The following is a 12190-nucleotide window of genomic DNA, read 5'->3' on the forward strand; positions in this document are numbered from 1 at the left end:
GCTCCCCGGTCGCGGCCCGCACGACGGGCTCCGCCCGGCTTGCCCCGGACGGTGGCCCCGGGCCAAGGTGACTGGCACGGACGGGGCGAGCGACGACCTGGGGTGCGGCATGGACACGGAGGCGCGAGGCGGCTGGACCAGGCGCCGGTTCGTGGGGGCCGCCGCCGGCGCGGCGGCCGTGGTGGCGGTGCCGTCCCCGGCGGCACCGCCGGCGGGCACGCCCCCGGTGCGGGCTCCGCGCGCCTCCCTGCCGCCCCGTGGGCCGTCCGGTCCGCGTCCGCTCTACCTCGGCACCTACACCTCCGCCGACGGTGGCGGCGCCGGCATCGGCCTGGCGGCGTACGATCCGCGGACGGGCGGGATCACCGGCTCCGGCACGCTGCTCGGGGTGCCCGACCCGTCGTACCTGGCCGTGCATCCGGACGGCCGGACGCTGTACGCGGTGGACGAACGCGAGGACGGTGGCGTGACCGCCGTACGCCTCGCCGACCGGCGGGTCCTCGGCACCCGGAGCACGGGCGGCTCGGGGCCCTGCCACCTGTCGGTGCACCCCGGCGGGCGCTGGCTGCTGAGCGCGAACTACGGGTCGGGGAGCGTCGCCGTGCACCCGATCGGCCCCACCGGCGCCCTCGGGGACCGCACGGACCTGGTCGTACACCGCTCCCCGCGCCCCGGGCCGGGCCAACAGGGGCCGCACGCCCACCAGTTCGTCACCAGCCCCGACGGCGGTCACGTCCTCGCCGTCGACCTGGGCACCGACACCGTGTACACCTACCGCCTCGATCCGGGCCGGGGCACGTTCACCGAGGTGGCGCGGGCGCACACCCGGCCCGGCGCGGGACCGCGGCACCTCTCCTTCCATCCGGACGGCCGGTACGCGTACCTGGCCAACGAGGTGGACGACTCGGTCGCCGTCTGCGCCTACGACCCCGGATCCGGCCGGCTGACAGTCGGGGAGCCGCAGCCGACGGGTTCGGACGGCGGCACCAACTACCCGGCGCAGTTGCTGGTGACGGCGAACGGGGCGTACGCCTTCCTGGCCAACCGGGGCCACAACAGCCTGGCGCGGTACGCGGTCGAGGAGGGCGGCTCCCGGCTGCGGCTGCTCGGCACCGTGCCGGTGGGCGGGGACTTCCCGCGGCAGATCGCGTTCTCGCCCGACGGCGGGCTGCTGTTCGCGGCCAACCAGCGCTCGGGGACGGTCAGCGTCTTCCACGTCGATCCCGGACGTGGCGAACTGCACCCGGCCGGCGAGGCGTTCGCGTCACCGGTCGCCGTCTGCGCGCTGCCGCTGTAGGGCGCGGGGGCAGGCGGCCCCGGCCTGGGTCAGCAGGACGTGCACGCGCTCGGTCAGCTGCGCGACGTCGTCGGCGGGCGCGTGGAAGGGCAGCCGCACGTCACCGTGGGCGCGGGCGCGTTCGACACGCAGGGTCAGTCCGTGCCGGTCGACGGCGAGGGGCGCCACCCGGGTGGCGGCGTGCAGGCTCTCCGGCCGTACCAGGCGGGTCAGCCGTTCGACGGCGTCCGGGTGGGCGTCGGCGAGGTGGGTGAGCAGCCGGGGCTCGGCCTCGGCGAGCGGGTCGGGCCGGGCGGCGGTGAACTCGTCGAGGTCGACGACCACGGACCCGGAGGACTGCCGGAGCACCACCCGGGCGGGCCGCAGGAGCAGAGCGTCCCCGCACCTCAGAAGCGGGCCGGAGAGCCAGAGCCGGGCGCGGATGCGGCTGCGCACCGGGACGGGGGCCACGTCGGCGAACTCAAGCAGGGCCGGTGGCTCCTGGCGCGGGGCGCGCAGGGCCGCGGCGAACAGGGCGCTGTCCTCGGGCACCGTCAGCCGTACCTCGCCGGCGCCGGTCACGGTGTGCGCGCCGGCGTACTCCTCGCGGGCGCCGTCGGCGGTCACCGCGCACGACCACGCGGTGGCCAGTACGGACCGGGCCCGCTGCGCCGCGCCGGGTGCGGCCGTCCATTCCTGCGTGTCACCCATCCGGAGACCTCCTCTTTAGGTAAGGCTTGCCTAACCTATAGGAGTTCCGGGCGCACGCCAACCACGCCCCGGGCACGGGGTGGGGGGCTCGGTCACCCGGAGGTCAGGCGAGGACGCCCAGCAGCGCCCGGGCGCACAGGTCCCGCACCTGCTCGCGCGTCAGGTCGTCCCCGCGCAGCCACTCCAGGCAGACGGCCGTCGTGAACGCGAGCCAGCCGCGCACGGCCAGCCGCACCTGCGGGGCGCCCTGGAAGGCCGGCCCGAACTCGGGGTCCGCCGCGAGCGCGGCCAGGATCTGCTGTTCCTGGGCGGCCAGCGCCCGCTGGTAGACGCGCCGTACGGCCTGGTCGCCGGCCGCGTCCGCCCGGTGGAAGGCGCGGAAGCCGTGGGCGTGCGCCTGCACGTAGCCGAGGTAGGTGTCGAGTCCGGCGGTGAGCTGCTCGCGGACCGGCACCCCGGGCACGGCCGCCGTCATGCGCAGCATCCGCTCGCTCTCCCGCTCCACGACCGCGGCGAAGAAGTCCCGCTTGGTCGGGAAGTAGTGGTAGAGCAGCCCGCGCGAGACTCCGGCGATCTCCGCGACCCGCTCGATGCGCACCTCGTCGTAGGGGCTCTCCGAGAAGAGCTTCGCGCCGACCGACAGCAGCTGCTCACGGCGCTCCCCGGTGCTCAGTCTGCGCCGGGCGCGCTCCCCCTGGTTCGCGGGCATGCGGTCACTTTACTTGACGCCGGTTCAACAACCGGACCACACTGGAAGCCGTTATTGAACGCACGTACAACACGCGCTCGTCACAGGTTCAACGGTCCGCTGGATCAAGGGAGATCGCGTCATGGATCGCGTCATGGCGGAGGCGACGGAGACCGGACTGCCGAAGGGCTTCCGCGGCGCCGAGCAGGGCTGGCCCGAGCTGCACCGCATCCCGCACCCTCCGCGCCGGGTCCCCCTGCTCGGTGATGTGCTCGGCGCCGACCGGCACCGGCCGCTGCAGGACTCGATGCGCTTCGCGCGCGAGCTGGGCCCCGTCTTCCGGCGCCGGGCCTTCGGCAAGGAGTTCGTCTTCGTGTGGGGGGCGGGACTCGTCGCCGACCTCGCCGACGAGTCGCGGTTCGCCAAGCACGTGGGGCTGGGCGTCGCCAACCTGCGCCCCGTCGCCGGGGACGGCCTGTTCACCGCCTACAACCACGAGCCCAACTGGCAGCTGGCCCACGACGTCCTGGCGCCCGGGTTCAGCCGGGAGGCCATGGAGGGCTACCACACGATGATGCTGGCGGTCGCCGACCGGCTGACCGGCCACTGGGACCGGGAGGCCGCGGCCGGACGCACCGTGGACGTGCCCGGGGACATGACCAAACTGACCCTGGAGACCATCGCCCGCACCGGTTTCGGGCACGACTTCGGCTCCTTCGAGCGGGACCGGCCGCACCCCTTCGTCACCGCGATGGTCGGCACGCTGACCTACGCCCAGCGGCTCAACAGCGTGCCGGGGCCGCTGGCTCCGCTGCTCCTGCGGACCGCCGCCCGGCGAAACGCCGCCGACATCGCGTACCTGAACCGCACGGTCGACGACCTGGTCGCGCTCCGGCGCCGCTCCGGCGGCGGCGACGGCGACCTGCTGGACCGGATGCTGGAGACGGCCCACCCGGTGACCGGCGAGCGGCTGTCGGCGGCCAACGTCCGCAAGCAGGTGATCACCTTCCTGGTGGCGGGCCACGAGACCACCTCTGGCGCGCTCTCCTTCGCCCTGTACTACCTCGCCCGGCACCCCGAGATCGCCGCCCGGGCCCGCGCCGAGGTGGACCGCGTCTGGGGCGACACCCCGCGGCCCGGCTACGACCAGGTCGCCAAGCTGCGCTACGTCCGCCGGGTGCTGGACGAGTCGCTGCGGCTCTGGCCGACCGCACCCGCCTTCGCCCGCGAGGCCCGGCACGACACGGTGCTCGCGGGCGAACATCCGATGCGCCGGGGCGCATGGGCCCTGGTGCTGACGCCGATGCTGCACCGGGATCCGGAGGTGTGGGGCGAGGACGCCGAGCGGTTCGACCCCGGCCGGTTCGAGGCCGGGGCGGTGCGGGCGCGGCCCCCGCACATCTTCAAGCCGTTCGGGACCGGCGCGCGGGCCTGCATCGGCCGCCAGTTCGCGCTGCACGAGGCGACCCTGGTCCTCGGGCTGCTGCTGCGGCGCTACGACCTGCGGGCCGACCCCGCCTACCGGCTGACCGTCACCGAACGGCTGACGGTGATGCCGGAGGGACTGAGGCTGGGCCTGGACCGGCGCCCCGCACCGGCCACCGGAGCGGCGGGGCGGGACCTCGCGGAACCGGCGGGGTCCGGCCGGGCACCGGCCGCCGGCTCCGAGCCGGAACGCGGCGCAGGCCCGGGAGGCCGCTGCCCGGCCGGCGCCCGGACCGCGCCGGCGCCGCTCCCGGACGACGCCGCCGAACCGCCCGCCCGGTGTCCAGCGCACCGGTCGGGCGACTGACCGACGCGGCCGGGCGCCCGCGCCGCCACCCGGACCGCACCGGAGCCCGACTCAAGACCGAACGCGGCTGGGGCTCGGCTGGGCGGCTGCCCTGGTGGTGTGCGCCGTGGCCGTCGCGGACGGCGATCCCGGGGGCAGGCGCCGCCTGCCCAGTGCGCCGGGCGGACGACCGACCCCGGCGGCCGGCGCCGAATCTGCCCCTGGCCGCACCGGAGCCCGGCTCGGGACCGAAGTCCGACGCGCGGCCGGAACACGGCCCGGAGCCGTAGCCCGGCCGGCGGCAGGCACTCGGCTCGGGCTCGGGAGGAAGGCTGCCCGGCCGGTGCGCGCCGTGGTCGTCGCGGACGCCGATCTCGGGGTCAGGCGGCCCCTGTCCAGTGGGCCGGGCGGGCGACCGACCCCGGCAGCCGGGTGCCAGCGCTGCCCCTGGCCGCGTTCACCTGCGGCTGGGTGAGGAAGAAGGCGCCGGTCAGGTCGGCGCCGGTCAGGTCGGCGTCCCTCAGGTCCGCACCGATCATGTCCGCGCCGCGCAGGTCGGCCCCGGTGAGATCGGCGGCGATGAGGCAGGCGCCGCGCAGGCTCGCCCCGCGCAGGTCGGCGCCCCTGAGCCGGGCTCCCACCAGATCGGCGCCCCGGCGCTCTTTCCCCTTGCCCTTCTTCCCGACGCCGGCCCGGGCCAGCTCGCTGGTGCGCAGCAGGAGCACGTTGACCTCCTGCCGGTGCGCCGCCACGTCCAGCGCGGCCAGCTCCTCGGGGGTCTGCCGGGTGAGCCGCTCGGTCTCCTCCAGTGCCCGCCGCAGATCGGCGTGGACCGGCCGGGCGGCGGGCAGGCCCAGCGCCTCCGTCAGGTACCGCAGCAGCTCGTGCAGTTGCCGTACCACCGGGAACACGTCGAACATCCGCCGGGCCCGCTCCTCGGAACCGCCGCGCCAGTCCTGGCCGCCGAAGGTGACCTGCGAGACCTTCTGGCCGGCGCCGAAGCAGTCGTAGACCGTGCAGCCGGCGTAGCCCTTGTCGCGCAGGCGGGCGTGGATGCCGCAGCGGTGGTCGCCCTGGAGGTTCGGGCACGGCCTGCCCGCGGGCTTGTCCGCCGCGAAGTCGGCGGAGCGCGCGAAGGGCAGGGCGACACAGCACAGGCCGAAGCACTGGGCGCAGTCGCCGCGCAGGTCGGAGAGGTCGGGGGTGTGGTCCGGCATGGGGTCCAGCCTACTGACGTGCGAGACCGCCGGGTTCGCCGCTGCCCTGGGCCACGCGTTCCACCGCCTCGAGCACCCGGCCCGGGCCGTCCTCGCCGCGCATGTGCCGTGCGGCCCGCGCGGCGGCCCGGGTGTACTCCTGCCGCCTCACCACGAGGTCGAGCGCGGCGGTGAGCCGGTCGGTGGTGAGGGCGCGCAGCGGGATCGGGTCGGGAGCGGCTCCGAGCGAGGCGAGCCGGGTCGCCCAGAACGGCTGGTCGGCGGTGACGGGCACGGTGACCGCGGGCACCCCCGCACGCAGCGCGGCGGCCGTGGTGCCGGCTCCGGCATGGTGGACGACGGCGGCCACCCGGGGCAGCAGCAGGGTGTGCGGCACCTCGCCGATCGTGAGCACGTCGTCCCCGTCGGCGGCCAGCCCGGCGGCTCCCGACTGCAGGATGCCCCTCAGCCCGGCGCGCCGCAGGGCCGCCGCGGCGATCTCGCTCAGGCGCTCCCCCTGCCCGGCCGCCATGCTGCCGAAGCCGACGAGAACGGGCCGGGGACCGGCCGCGAGGAAGTCCTCGACAGCGGCGGGCAGGCGCTCGCCGTCGCCGACGTGGGGCCAGAACGTGCCGGCGACCTCCAGTCCGGGCCGCCAGTCGGCGGGCCGTGGCACGAGGGCCGTGCTGAAGCCGTGCAGCACGGGCCAGTTCTCCTTCTCCCGCCGGGTGCGCGTCGCGGCGGGGGACAGCGGGGGCAGCCCGAGGCCGCCGCGCAGTTCGGCGACGGCCCGCGCGTGGACGCGGTCGGCCATGCGCAGGGCGAAACGGCCGGCCGCCCGGTTGCCGGCGCGGCCCAGCGACCGGGCCCCCGTGACAGGCGGCGGGAAATCGCCGGTCGGCGCGGTCGGCTGGAGGTACACGCCGAGGCTCGGGATGCCGGTGGCCTCGGTGAGGTGCCAGCCGAGCGGGGCCGTCGTCGCCGACAGCAGCATCAGTTCCGTGTCGTCGGAGACCGCGCCCGCGAAACCCCGGCCGAGTTCCGTGACGAAGGCGGCGGCCGTGCGCATCAGTTCCCGCGTGCCGCCGGCTCCACCGTGGGCCCGCGGATCGGCGGGCAGCGGGCTGAAGCCCAGGCCGGCGCCGTGGGCCAGGGAGGCGAAGGCCTCGGTGGTGGCCAGCGTGACCTCGTGTCCGGCACGGGCCAGGCGGGCGCCGAGGCCGGTGTAGGGCGCGACGTCGCCGCGCGATCCGGCCGTGGCGATCAGGATTCTCATGGGTGCTCCTCGTGCTCGGTGCGGGAGCCCTCACAGCGGGAGGCGTTGGCGTGGATCGCCTTGCTCACGTAGGCGGCGAGGCCTGGACGCTGCTGTGACGGCGGGACGAGGAGGGCGAAGGCCCGTGGGTCCGCGGCGAGGTCGTCCGCGATGCGCCGGTGCGTGTGCGGCGGGCAGGGGGTGAACCAGCGGGCGACGTGCCGGCGGTGTTCCTCGGCCAGGTCCATGCCGCGCTCGTCGTCGGCGGGCTCTTCCGCGTCGAAGGCGGCGAGCAGCCCGGTCCGCCAGGCGGCGGCCTCGTTCATCAGCCGCCGCCAGTCCTCCTTGGTGTGCGCCCCGGCCCGGGCCATCGCCTCGCGGTACGCGGCCGAGTCCCGCCACTTCAGCTGTGCCTCGGTGGCGTAACTGAGGTCGAAGGCGATCTCGCCGAAGACCTCGAAGCGCTCCTGGGGGTCGAGCGCCACGCCGGTGCGCTGCACCTCGATGGCCTGCTCGGCCACCTCCGCGAGACGCTCCAGCCGTTCGATCTCCTCCCGCAACCGCCGCTGCCGGGCCCGCAGGTGCTGCAGGGCTCCTGCCTGCGGGTCCCGGAGGATGACGGCGATCTCCTCGAGCGGGAAGCCGAGTTCCCGGTAGAAGAGGATCTGCTGCAGCCGGGCCAGGTCCGCGTCGCTGTAGAAGCGGTAGCCGGCCGGGCTGCGCTCGCCGGGCGAGAGCAGCCCGGCCTTGTCGTAGTGGTGCAGCGTCCGCACGGTCACCCCCGCGAACGCCGCGACCTGTCCCACCGAGTAACCCATGCGCCTGCCCTTTCGTCCGGTCACAGCGTCGAGCCTGACGTAGGGGGAGGGTCAACCGGCGGGCCGGGGCGCGCGGGCGGGTGCCTCAGACCTCGTCGCGGGTCAGCGCGAGCAGCCGGTCCAGGACGCGTGGCGCGCCCGTGCGCAGGCCGTCGTGCTCGAACTCGTCGGTGACCCAGGTGCGCAGGCCGCGGATCGCGCGGGCGGTCTCCAGGGAGTGGGCGGTGTCGACGTACATGTCGTCGTGGTAGACGGCGGCGGCGACCGGCACCTCGTTGGCGGCGAGGCGCGCGGGGTCGTACAGCGGCCGCCAGTCGGTGCGGGCGGCGAGCAGGTCGGCCGTCTCGCGCAGCGGGCGCAGCGCCGGGTCGGTGTCGAACATCCAGGGATGGACCGTCTCACCCGTGAACAGCACGGGGCTGTCGCCGGCGAGTGCCTTCGCCGCGTCGAACTGCGGGAACTCGGCGCGGACGCGCTCGGCCGCCCAGGCGGTGGGGCGGGCGTCCTGGCCGTAGATCGCCTCGTGGACGAGCGCGTAGAGGGGGTGCCCGGCGTACGACAGCAGGGCCTGGACCTGCTCCTGGAAGGCGTCGGAGAGGGCCGGGCCGCCGGGGGCGCGCACGAAGGCGTCCTGGAGGAGGAGGTGCAGGCGGTGGCTGCCGTCGCCGGCGCCGAGCATCAGGCCGAGGGACTGGAAGGCCTCCACCGTGAGGCGGTAGCCGTTCGGCAGGGCCACGTCGTGGGTGAGGAGGTGGTCGGCGATGCGGCGGGCCCGCTCGACGTCCTGCGGGTAACGGGCGTAGTGCGCGGTGACCTTGCGTTCGACGCGCGGGTAGGCGGCGCGGTAGACGTCGTCGGCGTGGGCGTGCAGGGAGGGCAGGCCGCCGGTGACGACGGCGGTGTCCAGGCCCTCGGGGGCGAGGGACAGGTACGACACCGTGCAGAAGCCTCCGAAGCTCTGTCCGAGCACGGTCCAGGGGGCGCCCCCGGTGACCTGCGGGCGGATGGCCTCGCAGTCGCGGACGATGGAGTCGGCGCGGAAGTGGGTGAGGTAGCGGGCCTGCTCGCCGGGGCCTCCGCGCAGCGGGAGCGTCTGCCGGTTGGCGGGCGTGGAGCTGCCGGTGCCGCGCTGGTCGAGCAGCAGGACGCGGTAGTCCTCCAGGGCCCGGTCGAGCCAGGCCTGGCGTCCGACGAAACGGTTCGCCCCGAATCCGGGTCCGCCCTGGAGGTACAGCAGCCAGGGCAGGTCCCGCCCCGCCTTGTCGCTCGCGACCGTCTCCCGCGCGTACAGCTCGATGGTCTCGCCGTCCGGGTCGGCGTGGTCGAGGGGCACGGTGAAGCGGCGGTCGGTGAGGACGACGCCGGGCTGGCGGTAGCTGAGGCTCAACGGGTCTCCCGGGACGGAGGGGACGGACGCGTTCCAGTTCAGCACACGGCCCCGCGCGGCCCCGCCCCGGGACCGCCGGTGAGCTGACCGGCCGTTCAGCGGGCGGCCGGGGCGCGGCTCGCCGTCCGGTGGTCCGCCCCCGGCGCGCCGACTAACCTGCACTCGTCCGATGGCCGACCCTGGGAGCCGCGATGCGTGTCGCCCTGTTCCTGACCTGTGTCAACGACACGCTCTACCCGGACACCGGCCGTGCCGTGGTCGCGCTGCTGAGCAGACTGGGGGTCGACGTCGACTTCCCGATGGGCCAGACCTGCTGCGGGCAGGCCCACTACAACACCGGCTACCGCCACGAGGCCGAGCCGCTCGCCCGGCACTTCGCCGACGTCTTCCGCGGGTACGACGCGATCGTGACACCGTCCGGATCCTGCGGGGCGATGGTGCGGGAGCTGTATCCGCGGATGGGCGAGCGGGCGCGCGCCGAGGGACGCGGGGACTCCCTCGCCGCCGCCTTGGCGCCGGTGGTCCACAGGACCTACGAACTCACCGAGTTCCTGGTGGACGTGCTGGGCGTGACGGACGTCGGCGCCTGCTATCCGCACCGGGTCACCTACCACCCCACCTGCCACGGCCTGCGCGGCCTGGGACTCGGCGACCGGCCCCGGCGGCTGCTGGAGGCCGTCAGGGGGCTGGAGCTGGTCGAGCTGCCGGGCGCCGACGAGTGCTGCGGGTTCGGCGGCACGTTCGCGCTGAAGAACGCCGAGGTGTCGGCGGCGATGGGCGCGGACAAGGTGCGCAACGCCGAGTCGACGGGCGCGGAGGTGCTGTGCGCGGCCGACAACTCCTGTCTCATGCACATCGGCGGCACGATGAGCCGGCTGCGGACGGGCATGCGGCCGGTGCACATCGCGGAGATCCTGGCGAGCACTCAGGAGGAAGCGGCGGCATGAGCGGAACGTTCGTCGGCATGCCGGCCTTCCCCGTGGCCGCGCGGGAAGCCGTCCACGACGCCACCCTGCGCGGCAACCTGCGGCACGCCACCCACACGATCCGCGCCAAACGGGCCCGGGCGGTGGGCGAGTTGTCCGACTGGGCGCGGCTGCGGGAGGCGGGACGCCGGATCAAGGACCACACCCTGCGCCATCTCGACCGGTATCTCGTCCAGCTGGAGGAGTCGGTCACCGCGGCCGGCGGTACGGTCCACTGGGCCGCCGACGCGGCCGAGGCGAACCGGATCGTGACCGCACTGGTCAAGGCGACCGGCGAGTCGGAGGTCGTCAAGGTCAAGTCGATGGCCACGCAGGAGATCGGCCTCAACGAGGCCCTGGAGGCGGAGGGCGTCCGCGCCTACGAGACCGATCTCGCCGAACTGATCGTGCAGTTGGGCAAGGACCGCCCCTCGCACATCCTGGTGCCGGCCATCCACCGCAACCGCGGCGAGATCCGGGACGTCTTCGTGCGCGAGATGGGCGCGTGGGGCCGCCCGGCCCCCGAGGGGCTGACGGACGCGCCCGCCGAACTCGCCGAGGCCGCCCGGCTGCACCTGCGGGAGAAGTTCCTGCGCGCCAAGGTCGGCGTCTGTGGCGCGAACTTCATGGTCGCCGAGACCGGAACGCTCGTCGTCGTGGAGTCGGAGGGCAACGGCCGGATGTGCCTGACCCTGCCGGAGACGCTGATCGCGGTCGCCGGCATCGAGAAGGTGGTGCCGTCCTGGCGGGACCTGGAGGTCTTCCTGCAGACGCTCCCCCGCTCCTCCACCGCCGAGCGCATGAACCCGTACACGAGCACGTGGACCGGTACCGCCGACGAGGACGGGCCGCGCGCCTTCCACCTGGTCCTGCTCGACAACGGCCGTACCGACGCCCTCGCCGACCGGGTCGGCCGCCAGGCCCTGCGGTGCATCCGCTGCTCGGCCTGCCTGAACGTCTGCCCCGTCTACGAGCGCGCGGGCGGGCACGCCTACGGTTCCGTGTACCCCGGTCCGATCGGCGCCGTCCTCAGCCCCCAGCTCCGGGGCACCGCGAGCGAGATCGACGCCTCGCTGCCCTACGCCTCCTCCCTGTGCGGGGCGTGCTACGAGGTGTGCCCCGTCGCCATCGACATCCCCGAGGTGCTGGTGCACCTGCGGGAGCGGGTGGCGCAGGGCGGCCCGGCGGTACGGGAGGGCAACCGGGTCGTCCTGCGGCCCGCCAGGGGGCACGCCGCCGAGCGGGCGGCCATGCGGGCCGCGGGCTGGGTCTTCGCCCGCCCGCGCGCCCTGCGCGCCGGCCAGCGGCTCGCCTCCCGCACCCGCCGGCTGCACCCCCGTACCCTGCCGGGCCCGGGCAGGGCGTGGAGCGGCGCCCGGGACCTGCCGGCCGTGCCGGTGGAGCCGTTCCGGGACTGGTGGCAGCGCACGCGCGGCGGAAAGGACGGCGGAAGGTGAGCGACAGGGAACGGGTCCTGGGCCGGGTGCGGCGCGCGCTCGCCGACGTGACGCCGGACGATCGGCCGTACGAGGCGGCCGTGGAACGGGACTACCTGCGCGAGCACGGGGAGCGTACGGCTGAGCGTACGGTGGAGCTGCTGGCGGAGAACCTGGCGGACTACCGGGCGATCGTGCACCGCTGCGGACGGGCCGAACTCCCCTCCCTCATCGGCCGGTTGCTGGCCGGGCGCGAGGCGGGATCGGTGCTGGTGCCGCCGGGGCTGGAGCCGGGCTGGCTGGCCGGGACGGACGCCGTCCGGGTGCCCGACCGGGCCGGGAGCACACCGCACGAGCTGGACCGGGTGGACAGCGTGGTGACGGGCTGCGCGGTCGCGATCGCCGAGACCGGCACGATCGTGCTCGACGGCGGCCCCGGCCAGGGGCGCCGCCGGATCAGTCTCGTCCCCGACCACCACATCTGTGTCGTCCGGGTCCCCGGACAGGTGGTCTCCTCGGTGCCGCGGGCCCTCGAACGACTCGACCCCGCCCGTCCGTCGACCTGGATCTCCGGCCCGTCGGCCACCAGCGACATCGAGCTGGACCGGGTGGAGGGCGTGCACGGCCCGCGGACGCTGGAGGTGATCCTGCTCGGCTGAGGCGGACGTGCCGTGGCCGGGCCGGGGC

At 75.3% G+C, this 12190-nt stretch carries 11 protein-coding genes; 5 read left to right on the plus strand and 6 right to left on the minus strand.

Features of this window, described 5'->3' with window-relative positions; genetic code table 11:
* The first annotated feature begins 109 nt into the window (after positions 1-109).
* The gene (locus IE177_RS11815) at positions 110-1297 is read left to right on the plus strand and encodes a lactonase family protein (RefSeq protein WP_190015462.1); all 1188 of its coding nucleotides are present in this window, start codon (positions 110-112) and stop codon (positions 1295-1297) included.
* Here the strand turns inward: IE177_RS11815 and IE177_RS11820 are convergent.
* A complete protein-coding gene (locus IE177_RS11820) occupies positions 1265-1987 on the minus strand; it encodes a DUF2470 domain-containing protein (protein WP_190015220.1) in 723 nt (240 codons plus the stop codon). The two genes, IE177_RS11815 and IE177_RS11820, sit on opposite strands and share 33 nt — an antisense overlap.
* Before the next feature lie 103 nt (positions 1988-2090).
* Positions 2091-2696, minus strand: coding sequence for a TetR/AcrR family transcriptional regulator (locus IE177_RS11825; protein ID WP_190015221.1), 606 nt, complete (start codon positions 2694-2696; stop codon positions 2091-2093).
* A 121-nt stretch (positions 2697-2817) separates the two neighbouring features.
* Between IE177_RS11825 and IE177_RS11830 the strand changes: the two genes are divergently transcribed.
* Positions 2818-4467, plus strand: a complete 1650-nt coding sequence (locus tag IE177_RS11830) for a cytochrome P450 (RefSeq protein WP_373305071.1) — start codon at positions 2818-2820, stop codon at positions 4465-4467.
* 359 nt (positions 4468-4826) lie between these two features.
* On the opposite strand, the gene IE177_RS11835 is transcribed toward IE177_RS11830, so the two are convergent.
* The 4 genes from IE177_RS11835 to IE177_RS11850 form a co-directional block, all read right to left on the minus strand.
* Positions 4827-5663: a pentapeptide repeat-containing protein gene (locus IE177_RS11835; protein ID WP_190015222.1), complete on the minus strand. Its 837-nt coding sequence runs from the start codon at positions 5661-5663 to the stop codon at positions 4827-4829.
* 10 nt (positions 5664-5673) lie between these two features.
* Positions 5674-6918, minus strand: a complete 1245-nt coding sequence (locus IE177_RS11840) for a glycosyltransferase (RefSeq protein ID WP_190015223.1) — start codon at positions 6916-6918, stop codon at positions 5674-5676.
* Positions 6915-7715: a MerR family transcriptional regulator gene (locus tag IE177_RS11845; RefSeq protein ID WP_190015464.1), complete on the minus strand. Its 801-nt coding sequence runs from the start codon at positions 7713-7715 to the stop codon at positions 6915-6917. The genes IE177_RS11840 and IE177_RS11845 overlap by 4 nt, the downstream gene beginning before the upstream one ends.
* An 85-nt stretch (positions 7716-7800) precedes the next feature.
* On the minus strand, positions 7801-9102 hold the full coding sequence (locus IE177_RS11850; RefSeq protein WP_190015224.1) for an alpha/beta fold hydrolase: 1302 nt from the start codon (positions 9100-9102) through the stop codon (positions 7801-7803).
* Between the two features lie 191 nt (positions 9103-9293).
* Here IE177_RS11850 and IE177_RS11855 point away from each other — a divergent pair, with 191 nt between their 5' ends.
* From IE177_RS11855 to IE177_RS11865, 3 genes are read left to right on the plus strand one after another with little or no spacing between them, the layout of a single operon-like run.
* Positions 9294-10049 carry a (Fe-S)-binding protein gene (locus IE177_RS11855; protein WP_190015225.1) on the plus strand — a complete coding sequence of 252 codons (756 nt, stop codon included), beginning with the start codon at positions 9294-9296 and terminating at the stop codon, positions 10047-10049.
* On the plus strand, positions 10046-11524 hold the full coding sequence (locus IE177_RS11860; protein ID WP_190015226.1) for a lactate utilization protein B: 1479 nt from the start codon (positions 10046-10048) through the stop codon (positions 11522-11524). Before IE177_RS11855 ends, IE177_RS11860 begins: the two co-directional genes overlap by 4 nt.
* Entirely contained in the window at positions 11521-12162 is a 642-nt protein-coding gene (locus IE177_RS11865; RefSeq protein ID WP_190015227.1) for a LutC/YkgG family protein, read from the plus strand. Before IE177_RS11860 ends, IE177_RS11865 begins: the two co-directional genes overlap by 4 nt.
* Positions 12163-12190: the final 28 nt, after the last annotated feature.

The sequence above is a fragment of the Streptomyces lucensis JCM 4490 genome (genome assembly GCF_014650035.1).
Classification (GTDB): Bacteria; Actinomycetota; Actinomycetes; order Streptomycetales; family Streptomycetaceae; genus Streptomyces; species Streptomyces lucensis.

Coding starts and splice junctions, on each gene's coding strand:
- IE177_RS11820 (WP_190015220.1), bottom strand. CDS start 1,987: ATGGGTGACACGCAGGAATGGACGGCCGCACCCGGCGCGGCGCAGCGG.
- IE177_RS11840 (WP_190015223.1), bottom strand. CDS start 6,918: ATGAGAATCCTGATCGCCACGGCCGGATCGCGCGGCGACGTCGCGCCC.
- IE177_RS11825 (WP_190015221.1), bottom strand. CDS start 2,696: ATGCCCGCGAACCAGGGGGAGCGCGCCCGGCGCAGACTGAGCACCGGG.
- IE177_RS11830 (WP_373305071.1), top strand. CDS start 2,818: ATGGATCGCGTCATGGCGGAGGCGACGGAGACCGGACTGCCGAAGGGC.
- IE177_RS11855 (WP_190015225.1), top strand. CDS start 9,294: ATGCGTGTCGCCCTGTTCCTGACCTGTGTCAACGACACGCTCTACCCG.
- IE177_RS11845 (WP_190015464.1), bottom strand. CDS start 7,715: ATGGGTTACTCGGTGGGACAGGTCGCGGCGTTCGCGGGGGTGACCGTG.
- IE177_RS11835 (WP_190015222.1), bottom strand. CDS start 5,663: ATGCCGGACCACACCCCCGACCTCTCCGACCTGCGCGGCGACTGCGCC.
- IE177_RS11860 (WP_190015226.1), top strand. CDS start 10,046: ATGAGCGGAACGTTCGTCGGCATGCCGGCCTTCCCCGTGGCCGCGCGG.
- IE177_RS11815 (WP_190015462.1), top strand. CDS start 110: ATGGACACGGAGGCGCGAGGCGGCTGGACCAGGCGCCGGTTCGTGGGG.